We start from the raw sequence: 15,102 nt of genomic DNA on the forward strand, positions 1-15,102 counted from the left end.
CGCACCGACGTAGGCCCCCCGGGGGGACCTCGGGGTCAGCGCCCGACGAGCCCCGTCTCGTGCGCGATGACGACGAGCTGCACCCGGTCCCGGGCGTCGAGCTTGGTCAGCAGCCGGCCGACGTGGGTGCGGGCGGTCGCCGGGCTGATGACCAGCGCGGCGGCGATCTCACCGTTGGTGCGGCCCCGCCCGACGTACTCGAGCACCTCCCGCTCGCGGGCGGTCAGCACGGCGAGGCGCTCGGCCGGCCGGGGAGCGGCCGGGCCGTTGCGGGCGAACTCGGTGATGAGCCGGCGGGTGACCGACGGCGCGAGCAGCGCCTCCCCGGCGTGCACGAGCTCGACCGCCCGCAGCAGTGACACCGGGTCGGTGTCCTTCAGCAGGAAGCCGCTGGCCCCGCCGCGCAGCGCCCGGTACACGTACTCGTCGAGGTCGAAGGTGGTCAGCACGATCACCCGGGTGCCCGCCAGGAGTGGATCGGCGGTGATCGCCTCGAGCGCGTCGAGACCGTCGGTGCCGGGCATCCGGACGTCCATGAGCACCACGTCCGGGCGGGTCTCGCGGGCGCGGCGTACCGCCTCGGCACCGTCCGCGGCCTCGGCGGCGACCGCGTAGCCGTCCTCGGTCTCCAGCAGGACCCGCAGCCCGGCCCGGATCAGCGGCTGGTCGTCGGCCACCAGCACCCGCACGTCGCTCACGCCGGGGCCTCCCCGCGCAGCGGCAGCGTCGCGGTCACGACGTGCCCCCCGGCGGCGGGGGCGGCCGACAGCTCCCCGCCCAGGGCGGCGGCGCGCTCGGCGAGCCCGCGCAGGCCCTGGCCGTCCGGCCGGCCCCGCTCCGCGGGCGGCGCGGGCGGCCCGCCGTCGTCGCTGACGCGCAGGTGCAGCGCGGCGGGGCGACGGTCGAGCCGCACGTCGACCCGGGTGGCCGACGGGGCGTGCCGCACGGTGTTGGTCACCGCCTCGCGGACGACGGCGAACGCCGTCCGGTCGACCTCACCGGGCAACCGGCCCGGGTCCCCGGTGACCGTGACGGTGAGCCCGGCGGCGCGCCCGGCGTGCACGACCTCGTCGAGCCGGTCCAGGCCGCCGCCGACCGGTTCGTCCTCGTCGCGCAGCAGCGCCAACGTGCCGCGCAGCTCCCGCAGGGCCGCGGCGCCGGTGTCGCGGATCCGTTCGAGCGCGGCGACGGCCTCCTCCGGGCGCCGCCCCGCGACGTGCGCACCGACCCCGGCCTGAACGACGATCATCGACAGGCTGTGCGAGACGACGTCGTGCACGTCGCGGGCGATCCGCAGCCGCTCCTGCTCGACGCGGCGGGCGAGCCGTTCCTCGGCGCGCCCGGCGGTGGCCTGCGCGGCCCGGCGCAGCGCACCGACCGCGACGCCCCACCCGACGGTCGCCGCGATCCACCAGTGGTGGTCGTACCCGGGCCGCCCGCCGGCCGCGGCCAGCGCCAGGTCCGCACCGGCCCAGACGACGACCACGACCACCCCGGTGAGCACCGCGCGCGGCCACGGGACGCGGCTCGCGACGGTGTAGACCGCCACCGCGACCAGCAGCGACGCCGGCCCGTCGGGGTGGCCGAGCCAGTAGTAGAGGGCCGTCGGCACCATCACCGCGACGAGCACGGCGACCGGTCGGCGCGAGCGCCAGCACAGCGCGGCCCCCGCGGCCACCACGAGCAGGGCGCCCCACGGCAGGAGCGGCCGCGCGGACGGCTCGGCGAGCAGCGCACCCGCGACGGCGGCGGCGCAGGCGGCGAGGGCCACGAGCACGTCGCGCACAGAGGGCATGGCTGCGCAGGCTACGCAGCGGGGCCGGCCCGCGCGTCAGCGTTCCGGCGTACCCGCTCGCTGGCGGACCGCCTCGTACAGCACGACGGCCGCGGCGATGGAGGCGTTGAGCGAGTTGACCCGCCCGTGCATCGGGATGACCACGGTGGCCCCGGCCCGCTCCAGCCACGCGTCGGTCACCCCGGTCGCCTCCGTGCCGACGACCAGCGCCGTCGGCCCGGTCAGGTCGGTGGCGGCGAGCGCGGTCGTCCCCGCCGGGGTGGTGACGAACGAGCGGATCCCCCGGCGGTCCAGCCAGTCCAGCACCTGCGCGGTGGACGCCGACGCGACCGGGACCGCGAACACCGTCCCCTTGGACGCGCGGACCACGTTGGGGTTGGCGAAGTCGGTGCCCCCGCGCTCGGCGGTGGCGATCACGACGGCGTCGACCCCGCACGCCTCGGCGGTGCGCAGCATGGCGCCGACGTTGCCGGGCTTCTCGACGCCCTCGGCGACCAGCACGAGCGGGTCCGGGCCGAGGTCCAGCTCGTCGAGCGGGCGCCCGGGGGCCGGGGCGACGGCGAGCCAGCCGTCCGGGGACTCGCGGTAGGCGATGCGGGCGAACACCTCGCGGCTCACCGAGAACGTCCGCGCGCCGGGCATGCGCCCGAGCAGGTCCTCGGAGCGCACCAGGTCCGGCGCCCAGTACACCTCGGTCGGCTCGACGCCGGCGTCGAGCGCCAGGGCCAGCTCGTCGTGCCCCTCGATCACGGTGACACCGGCGGCGTCGCGGTGGCGACGGGTGCGCAGCCGGACCAGGTTCTTGACGCGCGGGTTGGCGGTGCTGGTCAGGTCGGGCACCCGACGAGCCTAGGACGGCGGGGCGTCCGGGGACCGGCCGGGACCGGGTGCCCGGTCCGGGTCGCCGGAGCGGACCGCGAGCCACCCGGCGGTGACCGCGGCCGCGGCGGCGAGCACCGCGGCGACCGCCACCACCAGCAGCGCCACGTGCACGAGGTAGGGCAGGACCAGCGGCAGCGGCCCGGAGGTCAGCGGCCCGAGGCAGAAGCCGGCGGTCTGGGCGACCGGCGCCGCCCGCGCGGCCCGCGGCGCGCCGTCCGGCCCGGCGAGGTCCTGCAGCCAGGCGCTGCCCACCGAGAACACCGCACCGCACGCCGGCCCCTGCAGGAACCGGGCCGCGAACAGCAGCCACAGCGCCGGGGCCCCGTCGAGGAACAGCAGCGACGCCCCGCACCGCCGCATCCTGCCGGCCGGGGGTTACCTACCGGTAGCCTCCGCAGCGAGGACCGGCGACGAGGACGGAGTGGCGCGACATGGGTGAACCGACGGGGATCGCGGTCGAGGTGGCGGACGGGGTCGCGCGGCTGCGCCTGGACCGCCCGAAGGCGGCGAACGCGCTGCACGAGCCGATGTGGTTCGGACTGCGCGACGCGGTGCGCGAGCTGGACGCCGACCCCGCCGTGCGGGTCGTGGTGATCAGCGGCAACGGGCGGCACTTCTGTTCGGGCATCGACGTGTCGATGCTGGGCGGGCTGCGCGAGACCGCGTCGGACGACTCGACGGGGCACGGCGCCGACGCGCTGCGCCGCACCATTCTCGCCCTGCAGGACTGTCTGACCGCGGTCGAGCGCTGCCGGAAGCCGGTCGTCGCCGCGATCCGGGGCGTCTGCATCGGGGCCGGCCTGGACCTGGCCGTGGCCTGCGACCTGCGCTACGCGACCGCCGACGCGTCGTTCGTGCTGAAGGAGGTCGACATGGGCCTGGCCGCCGACGTGGGCGTGCTGCAGCGGCTGCCGCGGATCGTCGGCGAGGGCGTGGCCCGCGAGATGGCCTACACCTGCCGGCCGGTGCCGGGCACCGAGGCGAAGGAGCTGCGCCTGGTCAACGGCGTGTACGCCGACGCCGACGCGCTGGAGGCGGGCGTCGCCGGGCTGGCCGCGTCGCTGGCCGCGAAGTCGCCGCTGGCGCTGCGCGGCACCAAGTACGCGATCACCTACGCCCGCGATCACTCGGTCGCCGACGGGCTCGACCAGATCGCCACCTGGAACGGCGGCCAGCTGGTCTCGGCCGACCTGACCGAGGCCGTCAGCGCGTTCACGGAGCAGCGCCAGGGCGTCTACCGGGACTGACCCGGCCTACCGTCGCGGGACGACCTCGCCGACGACCGCGTACATCCCGGCGCGCCCGGCGCCCGGCTGCCCGTCCTCGGCCCGCCAGTCGCTGACGTCGACCAGGCCCGGTTCCAGCAGCTCCAGCCGGTGCCCGGGCCGGTCGACGAGCAGCCTGCGCAGCAGGGCCCGGTCCCGGGAGCGCGCCGGCTGCGCGGTGTCCCGGGTGAGCCGCTCGATGGTGCGCATCCGCTCGGCGGTGTGCGGGTCGTCGACGTCGGTGCTGCCGTGCGACACGACGAGCATGCTGCCGGGCCCGAACGCCGTCGCGTAGCGGTCGAACAGGACGCCGAGCAGGTCGTCGTCGCGGACGAAGTGCAGCACGGACACCGCGAGCACGGCGACCGGCTCGGCCGGGTCGAGCAGGCCCGCCACACCCGGCGCGGCGAGCACGGCCTCGGCGTCGGTGAGGTCGGCGGCGGTGATCGAGGCACCGTCCACACCGGTCAGGATCTGACGGCTCATCGCGACCGACACCGGCTCGACGTCGACGTAGGCGACACGCGCCGCCGGGTCGGCCCGGTGGGCGATCTCGTGCACCGGCTCGGCGGTGGGGATGCCGGAGCCGAGGTCGAGGAACTGGCGCAGCCCGCGGTCGAGGCACACCCGCACCGCGCGGCCGAGGAAGGCCCGGTTGGCGAGCGCGAGCTCCCGGGTGTCGGGCAGCGCGGCGAGCACGCGCTCGGCGAACTCCCGGTCGGTGGCGAAGTTGTGGGCACCGCCGAGCATGTAGTCGTAGACGCGGGCCGGGTTGGGGAGCGTCAGGTCGATCTCGTCCGCCGGGTCGGGCAGGGGCTCCGGGACGGTCATGGCGTCACCCTCTCGCCGGTGTCTCCCGGCTCGCAAGTCCCGACACCAGCTCGTGCAGCTCCGCCGCCGTGCCGGGGGCCGCGCCGGGGTGTCCCGCCAGCGCGAGCAGCCGCGCGACGGCGGGTGCCCAGGCCGGACCGAGCCGGGCTCCGGCGAGGAGCGCGGCGTCCCCGAGGATCTCCGCCGCCGGACCGCGCCGGACCCGCCCGCGCGCGACGACGGCGACGTCGTCGGCCCAGCGGTGGGCGAGGTCGACGTCGTGGGTGGACAGCACGACCGCGGTCCCGGCGCGCTGCAGGTCCTCCAGCACGACGACGAGCTCCTCCACCCCGGCCGGGTCCAGACCCGCGGTCGGCTCGTCGAGCACCAGCACCCGGGGCCGGACGGCGAGGGCCCCGGCGATCGCGACCCGCTTGCGCTGCCCGAAGGACAGCCGGTGCGTCGGCCGGTCGGCGAGCTCGGCGACGCCGACGGCGGACAGCGCGTCGTGCACCCGGGCGTCGACCTCGGCCTCGTCGAGACCGAGGTTCAGCGGGCCGAACGACACGTCCTGCGCGACGTCGGCGGAGAACAGCTGGTCGTCGGGGTCCTGCAGGACGAGCTGGGCGGACTCGCGCAGCCGCACCAGCCCGCGGCGGGTGCGCCGGACCGGCTCGCCGTCGAGCAGGACCTGTCCGGCCGACGGGGCGAGCAGCCCGAGCAGCAGCCGGAACAGGGTGGTCTTGCCGCCACCGTTGGGGCCGAGCACGGCGAGCCTGCGCCCCGGGTCGACGACCAGGTCCGCCCCGTCGAGCACGACCGGCCCGTCCGGGTAGGCGAAGACCAGCCCGCGGGCCTCCAGGACCGCGGTCACGCGGCGATCACCAGGGCCAGGACCGGGACGGCGACGAGCAGCACCGCGCTCGCCGCGACGAAGGCGGGCGAGACGGTGCGGGTGGGTACCCGGACGCGCAGCGAGCCGTCGTAGCCGCGGGAGGCGAGGCCCGCCTCGAGGCGGCGGGCCCGCTCGAAGGCGCGGACGAACACGGCTCCGCCCTGCCCGGCCAGCGAGCGGAAGGTGGTCCGCCGCGTCCGGAACCCCATCCGGAGGGACTGCGCCTCCCGGACCGCGGTCAGCGAGTCCAGCAGCAGGAACAGCATCCGGTAGACGAGCAGGGTGATCTCCAGGACGGCCGGCGGCACCCACCGCAGCCGGGGCAGGGTGTCCGCGAGCGGTGTCGTCGCGGCGAAGAGGATCAGGCAGGACACCGCCGCCAGCGAGCGCCCGACGAGCGCGGCCGCCCGGGCCGGTCCGCCCGGAGCGAGCGCGAGCCACGGGTCCCCGCCCACGGTCACGAGCAGCGGCAGCGCTCCCACGATCACGAACCCGAGTGGGAGCGCGAGCAGCCGCAGCGTGGTCCGCCACGGCACCCGTGCCCCGCCCAGCAGCAGCGCCAGCGCCGCGGCTCCGGTCAGCACGGCCCCCGGCCACGGCGGGAGCACGACGGCGAGCAGCAGCAGCCCCAGGGCGAGGAACGCCTTCTCCCCGGGGTGCCGGGACCGCCAGCGGCCGGCGTGGGCGGTCTCGTCGATCAGCAGCATCAGGTCTGCCGGGCGGCCTTCTCCCGGCTGCGGGTGCGGGCGACGCCGATGCAGTAGCCGAGCACGCCCGCGCCGGCCGCGGCCTGCATCGCGAAGATGCCGGACTCGATCTCGCCCGACGGCGGCTCCCACACCGGGCTGAACCACGGCTGGTAGCCGGTGGCCTCGATCGCCTCGCCCGCCTGGCCGTCGGACCCGGCGTACTCGCCGGGCACGAACAGCACCGGCACCGCGAACAACGCGACGACGGCGACGACCAGCAGGATGTTCACGACGGTCGAGCGGCTCACGCCGACGCCTCCTTCTCCGGGCCCTGCGCGGTCGCGGCCGGGGCGGGGCCGCCGGTGTCGGTGCCCGCGGCCGGGCGCAGCACGCCGAGGCGGCGCAGCTCGTCCGGGGTGATGCGCACGAGCAGCCGCACGACGAGCACGGTCAGCAGCCCCTCGGCCACGGCCAGCGGGATCTGCGTGATCGAGAAGATCGAGGCGAAGGTGACGAAGGCTCCGCCGAAGCCGGAAGTGGGGTCGGGGAACGCGAGCGCGAGCTGCGCGCTGGTGATCGTGTAGGTGCCGAGGTCACCGAGGAAGGCCGCGGCGAACACCGCGGGCCCCAGCGAGCCCCCGAGCCTGCGGACCACGACGTAGGCACCGTAGGCGATCCACGGCCCGGCGATCGCCATCGAGAAGGCGTTGGCACCGAGGGTGGTGAGCCCGCCGTGGGCGAGCAGGACGGCTTGGAAGAACAGCACCACCGTCCCGAGCAGGGCCATCACCGGTGGTCGGAACAGCACCGCGCCCAGCCCGGTGCCGGTCGGGTGCGACGACGACCCGGTCACCGACGGGATCTTGAGCGCCGACAGGACGAAGGTGAACGCGCCGGCCGCGGCGAGCAGCAGCTTGGTGTCCGGGTCCTCCCGCACGCGGCGTACCACGGCTCGGGCGCCGTGCACGACGAACGGCGCGGCGACGACGGTCCAGGCCGCCGCGTGCAGCGGCGGCAGATAGCCCTCGGCGATGTGCACGGGAGAACGCTACGGCCACGTCGTTCGATCGTGCAAGCCTGAACATCCCGTCAGGTGTGCAGGTCTGACACACGGCGACGCCCGGGCCCGGCCGGGCCCGGGCGTCGCCGGTGGCTGCGGTGTGCCGTCAGAGACGCAGGCCGTTGGTGTGGTGCACCTCGGCGGGGCGCTCGGCGGTGGCCTTGTGCTCGGCCGCGGAGGCGAGCCGGCCCGCCTCCTGCTCGGCCTCGCGACGACGGTTCTCCCGCTCGGCGGGCGTCGTCTCGGGCGTACCGACCCCACTGCCCGGCCGGCCGGCGACGACCTGCTCCTTCGCCAGCCTGCGGGCCTTCTTCTCCGCCTTCGCGGCGGCGTCGCGCTTGGCGACCTTCTCCAGCCGCGCGGCCTTGGCCTTCTTGGCGGCCTTCTTCTCCGCGGCCGCGGCCTTCTCCTGCTCGGCACGCTCGGCCTTCGCCTGCTTGCGGGCCTTCTTCTCGGCCTTCTCCGCGGCGCGGACGGCCTTCTCGGCGTTCTTCTCCTCCGCGCGGCGGGCCTTCTTCGTGTCGGCCTTCGCGGCCTCGACGGCCTTCCGGCCGCCCTTCTTGCCCTTCTTCGCGTCGGCCTTCTTCCCGGCCTTCGCGCCGGCCTTCTTCCCGGCCTTCGCGTCCGTCGCCGACGTTCCGGCCTCGTGGGCCGCACCGGCGGCACCGGCGGCACCGGCGGCACCGGCGGCACCGGCGGCACCGGCGGCACCGGCGGCACCGGCGGCACCGGCGGCACCGGCGGCACCGGCGGCACCGGCGGCACCGGCCGCGACGAGCGCGGCCTGCTGCGCCTTCGCAGCGGCCCGCTCCGCCTTGGCGGCCGCCGCCTCGACGCGCTCGGCGGACGCGGCCAGCGACCGCTCCGCCTCCTTGCGGTCACGCTTGGTGGCGAACGTCTTCTCCTGCACGGCCATACCCGGGTCCTCTCCTGTCGTCGCGACCGCCGACCGGTGGCACGACGCGGGACCGGCCGGTGGGAGCACCGACCGGCCGCGGAGGTGCGGGCGCGGGTCGCGGGACGACGGTCTCGCTGATGTCGTCGGATGCGCGGCACCGCGGCCCGGTGGACGGGCGACGGCGCGCGCGGAGCACGACAGGGTGCCCCGGGAGGCCGCTGAGGAAACGCGCAGGTGACGGCCAGGTGATCACGACCGGTCGGGTTGACCCGGTCGGACCACCACGGCCACCCGGTCGTCGTAGCGGACGGGGGTCAGCCGGCCTCGGGCACCCCGTCGTGGTGGGTCTGCTCGTCGGCGAGGTGGCCGCGCAGGGTCACCAGGGTCCGGGCGAGCAGCCGCGACACGTGCATCTGCGACAGCCCGACCTGGGCGGCGATCTGGGTCTGGGTCTGGTTGCCGAAGAACCGCAGCATGAGGATGGTCCGCTCCCGCTCGGGGAGCTTGCGCAGGGCGGGGCGCAGCGACTCGCGGGCCTCGACCGCGTCCATCCCGGCGTCGATGCCCCCGACGATCTCGCCGAGCGGGTTGTCGGTGTCGCCGACGAGCTGGTCGAGCGAGTCCGACCGGTAGGAGTCCTGGGCCTGGAGCCCCTCGATGACCTCCTCGCGGCTGATGCCGAGGTGCTCGGCGAGCTCGGAGACCTTGGGGGCACGGCCGTGCCGCGAGGCCAGCTCCTCCTGGGCGCGGGTCATGCGGCTCTGGATGTCCTTGAGCCGCCGTGGCACACGCATCGACCAGGTGCGGTCGCGGAAGTACCGGCGGATCTCCCCGGTGATCGTGGGGACGGCGTAGGCCAGGAACGGGGTGCCCTGGCCCGGGTCGAACCGGTCCAGGGCGTTGAGCAGCCCGATCGTGCCGACCTGCTCCAGGTCCTCGACGGGCTCACCGCGGTGCCGGTAGCGCCCGGCGATGTGCCGGACCACCGGGTGGAAGCCCCTCGCCAGCTCGGAGCGCAGCCGCTCCCGTTCCGGGTCGTCGGGGTCGGCGGCGGCGAAGGCGTGCAGGGGCGCGACGAGGTGGGCGTATTCGTCGGGGCGGGTGTCCGCGTCCCCGGGACCGTGTCCGGCGGCCTCCTGCGCCGGGTCCCCGGGACCGGTGTGCGCGGTCGCGACGTGCCCGGTCGTGCCGTCGGCGAAGTCGCCGCTCGTGCCGTCCACCGGGTCCCCCACCGTGTCGTCGGCGCGCGACACCGCGGTTCCCCCGGCGTGCGTGCTCGGCTCAGCCATGCCGTCTCCGCGGCCGGCGATGATCGACTGCCATCACCGGCCGACGGTAGGCCGGGTGTCGTGGGCGCGCATGTCGAACTTCGCGTGACCTGGTCGACTGTCGATCGGCGGTCACTCCGATGAGTTGCACGGCGACCTGGTGGGTACTGCACTCCCATGTCCCCGACTCTGAGTGTCGAGCTGCCCGTCGAACCCGGGTCGGCAGGTCGCTCCCGCCGGGAGACGGGGAGGTGGCTCGCGTCGCTGTGCGGGACCGACCAGCAGTGCCCGACCGTGGAGGACCTCGTCCTGGCGGTGAACGAGGCGGTCTCGAACAGCATCGAGCACGCCTACGGGGCCGCGGGCTCGGACGGGGCCGCGACGGTCCTGCTGCGCGGTGAGGCCGAGGGGCTCCGGGTACGGATGGAGGTCAGCGACCGCGGGCGCTGGCGCGACCCACCCACCGATCCCGGCCACCGCGGACGGGGCATCGGGATGATCGAGGCGGTCGCGGAGGACGTACGGGTGGAGCCGGGGCCGGACGGGACCACCGTCTCGTTCCGGGGCCGGATCGGCCGCTGTCCGGGGCTCTGCATCCCCGCGTCCTGAGGCGCGCGAGGTCCCGGAACGACAGGGTCGCCGCACCCCACGCCCGAGGGCGGGTGACGGCGACCGGTTCTCATCGGGCCCGATCCGGCTGCGGACCGGGCGTGGTGGTGCGGTGGTCAGTCCCGCATCGAGGAGGACGGGTCGTCGGACCGGTGTCCGCGGTGCCCGGCCCGGGCGACCGGGGTGTAGCGCCCGTCGTGGCGCGCCTGCTCGCTCTCGGGGTGGGGCCAGGTCGTGTTCGCGTGCTGCGTGCTGCTCTCGCTCATGGACACAGAGTGCCCACCGGACGTTCCGGGCAAGCGGAGCGCAGGAGTCGGCTCGGTAACACCTGCGCCCCGCCCGGGTGAAGTCGCCCGCCGGTCAGCCCGTCTTCGTCAGGCTCTTGATCGAGGACAGGATGTCCTGCACGCGCTCCTTGGCGTCGCCGAACAACATCTGGGTGTTGTCGCGGAAGAACAACGGGTTCTGCACGCCCGCGTACCCGGTGGCCATGGACCGCTTGAAGACGATGACGTCCTTGGCGTCCCACACCCGCAGCACCGGCATTCCGGCGATCGGCGAAGCCGGGTCCTCCGACGCGGCCGGGTTGACCGTGTCGTTGGCCCCGATGACGAGCACGACGTCGGTCTCGGCGAGATCGTCGTTGATCTCGTCCATCTCCAGGACGATGTCGTAGGGCACCTGGGCCTCGGCGAGCAGCACGTTCATGTGCCCGGGGAGCCGCCCCGCGACCGGGTGGACGCCGAAACGCACGTTCACGCCGGCGTCGCGCAGCGATCGGGTCAGCTCCGCCACCGGGTACTGGGCCTGGGCGACCGCCATGCCGTAGCCGGGGGTGATCACGACGCTCTCGGCGTTCGCGAGCAGCTCGGCGACGCCGTCGGCGTCGACCTCGCGGTGCTCGCCCTCCACCGCGGCGGCCGCCGAGGAGGTGGCCCCGAAGCCACCGGCGATGACCGAGATGAACGACCGGTTCATCGCCTTGCACATGATGTAGGACAGGTAGGCACCGGAGGACCCGACGAGCGCCCCGGTGATGATCAGCAGGTCGTTGCCGAGCAGGAAGCCCGCGGCCGCGGCGGCCCAGCCGGAGTACGAGTTCAGCATCGACACGACGACCGGCATGTCACCGCCGCCGATCGAGGCGACCAGGTGCAGGCCGAGCAGCAGCGCCAGCACCGTGAGCACGGTCAGGATCCACACCTGCGGCGAGATCACGAAGAACACCGTCAGCACCGCGAACGCCACGAGCGCGCCGAGGTTGAGGACGTTCTTGCCGGGCAGCACCAGCGGCGCCGACTTGATCTTCGCAGACAGCTTCAGGTAGGCGATCACCGAGCCGGTGAAGGTCACCGCGCCGATGAAGACGCCGACGGCGACCTCGGCGTGGTGGATGCCCAGCAGCGAGCCCTCGAGCTGCAGGTGACCGGACTCGACCTCCAGGTAGCCGTTCCAGCCGACCAGCACCGCGGCGAGGCCGACGAAGCTGTGCATGAGCGCGATGAGCTCGGGCATGCCCGTCATCTCGACGACGCGGGCCCGCCAGAGCCCGATCGCCCCGCCGACGACGACGGCGACCAGCAGCAGTGCGACGCCCAGCCCGGACGCCTGGCCGAGCGCGACGACGGCCGTGGCGACCAGCGCGATCGTCATCCCGGCGATGCCGAACAGCACCCCGGAGCGGGAGGTCTCGTGCTTCGACAGCCCGGCGAGGCTGATCACGAACAGGATCGCGGCGATCAGGTACGCCGCAGTGGTCCACGTCTGCACGGCTCAGCTCCTCGTGAACATCTGCAGCATGCGGCGGGTCACCGCGAAGCCACCGACGATGTTGATGGCGGCGAGCAGCACCGCGACCGCGGCGAGCCCGATGACCAGGGCGTCGCCGCCGGTGCCGATCTGCAGGATCGCGCCGACGACGATGATCCCGGAGATCGCGTTCGTGACCGACATCAGCGGCGTGTGCAGCGCGTGGTGCACGTTGCCGATGACGTAGAAGCCGATGACGATCGCCAGCACGAACACCGTGAGGTGCCCGGCGAGCTCGGTCGGGGCCAGGGCGGTGACCGCGAACAGCGCCAGCGCGCCGAGGATCCCGGCGGCGAGCCCCGCGTAGGGCGACCGCTGCTTCTCCGGCTCCTTCTCCGTCGGCTCCTCGGCCGGCTGGGCCGCGGGCGCCGCTCTCACCTTGACCTCGGGCGGCGGCCAGAGCGTCTCCCCCGCGTGCGCGGTGGTGATGCCGCGGACCACGGTGTCGTCCAGGTCGAGCGCGAGCCGCCCGTCCTTCTCCGGGGTCATGAGCTTGAGCAGGTTGAGCACGTTCGTGCCGTAGAGCTGCGAGGCCTGCGCGGGCAGCCGTGCTGCCAGGTCGGTGTAGCCGACGACGGTCACGCCGTGGTCGGTGACGACGACCTCGCCGGCCACCGAGCCATCGACGTTGCCGCCCTGCGAGGCCGCCATGTCGACGACCACGCTCCCCGGGCGCATCGACGCCACGTCCGCGGCGGTGATCAGCTTCGGCGCGGGGCGCCCCGGGATCAGTGCGGTGGTGATGATGATGTCGCAGTCCGCGGCCTGCTCGGAGTAGATCTCGGCCGCGCGCTTGTCGTAGTCCGCCGAGGTGGCCTTGGCGTAGCCGTCGGTGGATGCCTCCTGCTCCACCTCGACCGCCAGGTACTCGCCGCCGAGCGACCGCACCTGGTCGGCGACCTCGGAGCGCGGGTCGGTGGCCCGCACGACCGCACCCAGGCTGTTCGCCGCGGCGATGGCGGCGAGCCCGGCGACGCCGGCCCCGGCCACGAGCACCTTCGCCGGCGGGACCTTGCCCGCCGCGGTGACCTGACCGGTGAAGAACCGGCCGAACACGTGGGCCGCCTCGATCACCGCCCGGTAGCCCGCGATGTTGGCCATCGACGACAGCACGTCCATCGACTGGGCCCGCGAGATCCGCGGCACCGCGTCCATCGACAGTGCGGTGACGCCCTGGGCGGTGAGCGCCTCGGTCCGCTCGGCCTCGAAGCGCGGCGCGAGCATGGCGATCAGCACGGCCCCCTCGCGCAGCTTGCCGATCTCGTCGGGCTGCGGGGCGTTGATCCGCACCACGATGTCGGTGTCCCAGACGGGACCGTCGACGACGTCGGCACCGGCCTCGGCGTACGCCTCGTCGGTGAACCCGGCACGGGCACCCGCCCCGGACTCGACCGTGACGGCGTAACCGAGGCCGACGACCTTCGCGATCGTCTCGGGGCTCATCGCCACGCGGGTCTCGGGCTCCGCCTCCGCGGCCACACCGATCCGCATCGCCGGTCCCGACGGGTCAGGGCTGTCGCTCATGCACTCTCCTCGATCTCGCGCGCGCTCCGTCGCTCACGCTGGTCGCGGGCCTTTCGGAAGGTAATGCCGGAACCGGGCGTGTGCAGTCACGACTGCGTCACAGGCCGGGATTCCACCCCTTCGACCGGGCAGGCAGTGCCGGCGGGAGCGTAGCGCGACGATCGGGTGTGCGGACCCGTCGTCGGGAGGGGTGGTGGGCCCGGTGCCCCGCCGGCTCTGACGCCGACATCGGTCTTCGACTCCGCCGCGGGGCTTCTCGGCTCTCTCGTCGCCGCCCGGGCGATGCCGCAGGAGAGCGTCGGCCGGGCCACCGAGTTCGTCTCCGCGATGCAGCTGATCGGCGGAGCCGCACCGCTCGACCTCGGCGTCGGCATCGTGCGCCGGCCACCGGGAGCAGGCCGGAAGTCGGTCCGCCTGGTGTCGGCGGCCTTCTGCTGATCAGGCCGCTGTCGGCTGGCCGGGCTGGTCCTCGGGCTCGTCGTCACGCGGGCGGCCGGGGTCGCGGCCGGTGACGGGCCGTTCGCCCTCGGGGTGCTGCTGCTCGTGCTCGGGTCCGCCGGGTGGGGCTCACCCGCGCGACGCGACGTCGGATGCTGCCGTTCGTCCTGAGCCACGTCGTGGTGCAGGCCGCGGTCGTGCCCACCGTCCGGGACCACCGGGCACGGCAGAGCGGGATGCGAGGGCGCCGAAGCCCCTCGAGGCAGTACGGCCCTTCGGACCGACAAAAAAGCCAGGACCGGAGTCCTGGCTTTTCGTATCGGGTGGAGCTGAGGGGATTCGAACCCCTGACCCCTTGACTGCCAGGCACCGATACGACGACGGTGTCCAGCGCTGATATCGGCATCCGTGCTGCTCATGTGTCCTGGACAGTCCACGGACGTCCGGCGGCGCACCACTCCGTTGTCACTCAGTTGGACACTCGCCGAAGAACGGAGGGTTACGTCCGCGGAGGTGGTGTACGGGTTCGTCGCTGGTGAGCGGCGTGGCGTCGTGACGTGAGACGGCCACCGCGTGATCTTTCTCGAGTACCGACCAAGGAACTCCAGGAAGGACCACCACGATGGCCGCACCACACAGTGTGGACCCTGCCCAGCTTGTCGAGGAGTTCGCCTCGGCGGGTGTGTCGCCGGATCTGTTGCAGACGATGATCGCGACGATGGCGAACGCGTTGATGTCGTCGCAGGCCGATCAGCAGTGCGGGGCCGGCTATGGCGAGCGCAGCAGCGAGCGGACGAACCAGCGCAACGGCTACCGGGCCCGGGAGTGGGACACCCGAGCGGGCACGATCGAGTTGGCGGTGCCGAAGCTGCGCCAGGGCTCCTATTTCCCGGACTGGCTGCTGACCCACCGCCGCCGCGCCGAGCAGGCCCTGGTCACCGTCGTGGCCACGGCCTACCTACTCGGTGTCTCCACCCGGCGGGTGGAGAAGCTGGCCGAACAACTCGGGGTGAAGTCGCTGTCGCGTTCGCAGGTCAGCGAGATGGCCACGCACCTCGACGGGCAGGTCGCCGCGTTCCGCGAGCGCCCGCTCGACCAGGGCCCGTACACGTTCGTGTGGGTCGACGCGCTCACGGTGAAGGTCCGCGAAGACGGCCGGG

Annotated in this window: 18 protein-coding genes; 4 read left to right on the top strand and 14 right to left on the bottom strand. The window is 74.4% G+C overall.

Annotated elements, in window-relative coordinates; translation table 11 throughout:
• Positions 1–35 precede the first annotated feature (35 nt).
• Genes WHI96_RS17175 through WHI96_RS17190 form a run of 4 tightly spaced genes read right to left on the bottom strand, consistent with a single transcriptional unit; the run spans position 36 to position 3,037 of the window.
• The gene (locus tag WHI96_RS17175; protein WP_345646032.1) at positions 36–698 is read right to left on the bottom strand and encodes a response regulator; all 663 of its coding nucleotides are present in this window, start codon (positions 696–698) and stop codon (positions 36–38) included.
• The gene (locus WHI96_RS17180) at positions 695–1,795 is read right to left on the bottom strand and encodes a sensor histidine kinase (protein ID WP_345646035.1); all 1,101 of its coding nucleotides are present in this window, start codon (positions 1,793–1,795) and stop codon (positions 695–697) included. The genes WHI96_RS17175 and WHI96_RS17180 overlap by 4 nt, the downstream gene beginning before the upstream one ends.
• A gap of 36 nt (positions 1,796–1,831) precedes the next feature.
• Complete coding sequence (locus tag WHI96_RS17185; RefSeq protein WP_345646037.1) at positions 1,832–2,635, bottom strand: TrmH family RNA methyltransferase; 804 nt, start codon at positions 2,633–2,635, stop codon at positions 1,832–1,834.
• Between the two features lie 9 nt (positions 2,636–2,644).
• Positions 2,645–3,037: a hypothetical protein gene (locus tag WHI96_RS17190; protein ID WP_345646040.1), complete on the bottom strand. Its 393-nt coding sequence runs from the start codon at positions 3,035–3,037 to the stop codon at positions 2,645–2,647.
• Between the two features lie 71 nt (positions 3,038–3,108).
• Between WHI96_RS17190 and WHI96_RS17195 the strand changes: the two genes are divergently transcribed.
• Positions 3,109–3,924: a crotonase/enoyl-CoA hydratase family protein gene (locus tag WHI96_RS17195; protein ID WP_345646043.1), complete on the top strand. Its 816-nt coding sequence runs from the start codon at positions 3,109–3,111 to the stop codon at positions 3,922–3,924.
• A gap of 6 nt (positions 3,925–3,930) precedes the next feature.
• On the opposite strand, the gene WHI96_RS17200 is transcribed toward WHI96_RS17195, so the two are convergent.
• The 7 genes from WHI96_RS17200 to WHI96_RS17230 form a co-directional block, all read right to left on the bottom strand.
• Positions 3,931–4,773, bottom strand: a complete 843-nt coding sequence (locus WHI96_RS17200; RefSeq protein WP_345646045.1) for an SAM-dependent methyltransferase — start codon at positions 4,771–4,773, stop codon at positions 3,931–3,933.
• A 4-nt stretch (positions 4,774–4,777) separates the two neighbouring features.
• Positions 4,778–5,626: an energy-coupling factor ABC transporter ATP-binding protein gene (locus WHI96_RS17205; RefSeq protein ID WP_345646048.1), complete on the bottom strand. Its 849-nt coding sequence runs from the start codon at positions 5,624–5,626 to the stop codon at positions 4,778–4,780.
• The gene (gene cbiQ / locus WHI96_RS17210) at positions 5,623–6,354 is read right to left on the bottom strand and encodes a cobalt ECF transporter T component CbiQ (protein ID WP_345646050.1); all 732 of its coding nucleotides are present in this window, start codon (positions 6,352–6,354) and stop codon (positions 5,623–5,625) included. The genes WHI96_RS17205 and cbiQ overlap by 4 nt, the downstream gene beginning before the upstream one ends.
• Positions 6,354–6,644 carry an energy-coupling factor ABC transporter substrate-binding protein gene (locus WHI96_RS17215; RefSeq protein WP_020626268.1) on the bottom strand — a complete coding sequence of 97 codons (291 nt, stop codon included), beginning with the start codon at positions 6,642–6,644 and terminating at the stop codon, positions 6,354–6,356. The genes cbiQ and WHI96_RS17215 overlap by 1 nt, the downstream gene beginning before the upstream one ends.
• Complete coding sequence (locus WHI96_RS17220; RefSeq protein ID WP_345646056.1) at positions 6,641–7,375, bottom strand: energy-coupling factor ABC transporter permease; 735 nt, start codon at positions 7,373–7,375, stop codon at positions 6,641–6,643. The genes WHI96_RS17215 and WHI96_RS17220 overlap by 4 nt, the downstream gene beginning before the upstream one ends.
• A 127-nt stretch (positions 7,376–7,502) precedes the next feature.
• Positions 7,503–8,312 carry a hypothetical protein gene (locus WHI96_RS17225; protein WP_349302406.1) on the bottom strand — a complete coding sequence of 270 codons (810 nt, stop codon included), beginning with the start codon at positions 8,310–8,312 and terminating at the stop codon, positions 7,503–7,505.
• Between the two features lie 296 nt (positions 8,313–8,608).
• Complete coding sequence (locus WHI96_RS17230; protein ID WP_345643082.1) at positions 8,609–9,583, bottom strand: RNA polymerase sigma factor SigF; 975 nt, start codon at positions 9,581–9,583, stop codon at positions 8,609–8,611.
• A gap of 156 nt (positions 9,584–9,739) precedes the next feature.
• Between WHI96_RS17230 and WHI96_RS17235 the strand changes: the two genes are divergently transcribed.
• A complete protein-coding gene (locus WHI96_RS17235) occupies positions 9,740–10,171 on the top strand; it encodes an ATP-binding protein (RefSeq protein WP_345643079.1) in 432 nt (143 codons plus the stop codon).
• A gap of 116 nt (positions 10,172–10,287) precedes the next feature.
• Here WHI96_RS17235 and WHI96_RS17240 read toward each other — a convergent pair whose 3' ends face one another.
• The 3 genes from WHI96_RS17240 to WHI96_RS17250 all read right to left on the bottom strand — a co-directional run bounded on the left by WHI96_RS17240 (position 10,288) and on the right by WHI96_RS17250 (position 13,504).
• On the bottom strand, positions 10,288–10,437 hold the full coding sequence (locus tag WHI96_RS17240; protein WP_345643076.1) for a hypothetical protein: 150 nt from the start codon (positions 10,435–10,437) through the stop codon (positions 10,288–10,290).
• A 94-nt stretch (positions 10,438–10,531) separates the two neighbouring features.
• Positions 10,532–11,941 carry a Re/Si-specific NAD(P)(+) transhydrogenase subunit beta gene (gene pntB / locus WHI96_RS17245; protein WP_345643073.1) on the bottom strand — a complete coding sequence of 470 codons (1,410 nt, stop codon included), beginning with the start codon at positions 11,939–11,941 and terminating at the stop codon, positions 10,532–10,534.
• A gap of 3 nt (positions 11,942–11,944) precedes the next feature.
• Positions 11,945–13,504, bottom strand: coding sequence for a Re/Si-specific NAD(P)(+) transhydrogenase subunit alpha (locus tag WHI96_RS17250; RefSeq protein WP_345643070.1), 1,560 nt, complete (start codon positions 13,502–13,504; stop codon positions 11,945–11,947).
• 282 nt (positions 13,505–13,786) lie between these two features.
• Here WHI96_RS17250 and WHI96_RS17255 point away from each other — a divergent pair, with 282 nt between their 5' ends.
• Positions 13,787–13,942, top strand: coding sequence for a hypothetical protein (locus WHI96_RS17255; protein WP_345643068.1), 156 nt, complete (start codon positions 13,787–13,789; stop codon positions 13,940–13,942).
• A gap of 622 nt (positions 13,943–14,564) precedes the next feature.
• The coding region (locus tag WHI96_RS17260) for a transposase (RefSeq protein ID WP_349302407.1) at positions 14,565–15,102 on the top strand (538 nt) is incomplete at its 3' end.

The sequence above is a fragment of the Pseudonocardia tropica genome, assembly GCF_040105315.1.
GTDB lineage: Bacteria > Actinomycetota > Actinomycetes > Mycobacteriales > Pseudonocardiaceae > Pseudonocardia > Pseudonocardia alni.

Excerpts from the sequence above, each read along its gene's own strand:
- WHI96_RS17180 (WP_345646035.1), bottom strand. The coding sequence starts at position 1,795 with ATGCCCTCTGTGCGCGACGTGCTCGTGGCCCTCGCCGCCTGCGCCGCC.
- WHI96_RS17190 (WP_345646040.1), bottom strand. The coding sequence starts at position 3,037 with ATGCGGCGGTGCGGGGCGTCGCTGCTGTTCCTCGACGGGGCCCCGGCG.
- WHI96_RS17195 (WP_345646043.1), top strand. The coding sequence starts at position 3,109 with ATGGGTGAACCGACGGGGATCGCGGTCGAGGTGGCGGACGGGGTCGCG.
- WHI96_RS17200 (WP_345646045.1), bottom strand. The coding sequence starts at position 4,773 with ATGACCGTCCCGGAGCCCCTGCCCGACCCGGCGGACGAGATCGACCTG.
- cbiQ (WP_345646050.1), bottom strand. The coding sequence starts at position 6,354 with ATGCTGCTGATCGACGAGACCGCCCACGCCGGCCGCTGGCGGTCCCGG.
- WHI96_RS17225 (WP_349302406.1), bottom strand. The coding sequence starts at position 8,312 with ATGGCCGTGCAGGAGAAGACGTTCGCCACCAAGCGTGACCGCAAGGAG.
- WHI96_RS17230 (WP_345643082.1), bottom strand. The coding sequence starts at position 9,583 with ATGGCTGAGCCGAGCACGCACGCCGGGGGAACCGCGGTGTCGCGCGCC.
- WHI96_RS17235 (WP_345643079.1), top strand. The coding sequence starts at position 9,740 with ATGTCCCCGACTCTGAGTGTCGAGCTGCCCGTCGAACCCGGGTCGGCA.
- WHI96_RS17240 (WP_345643076.1), bottom strand. The coding sequence starts at position 10,437 with ATGAGCGAGAGCAGCACGCAGCACGCGAACACGACCTGGCCCCACCCC.
- WHI96_RS17250 (WP_345643070.1), bottom strand. The coding sequence starts at position 13,504 with ATGAGCGACAGCCCTGACCCGTCGGGACCGGCGATGCGGATCGGTGTG.
- WHI96_RS17255 (WP_345643068.1), top strand. The coding sequence starts at position 13,787 with ATGCCGCAGGAGAGCGTCGGCCGGGCCACCGAGTTCGTCTCCGCGATG.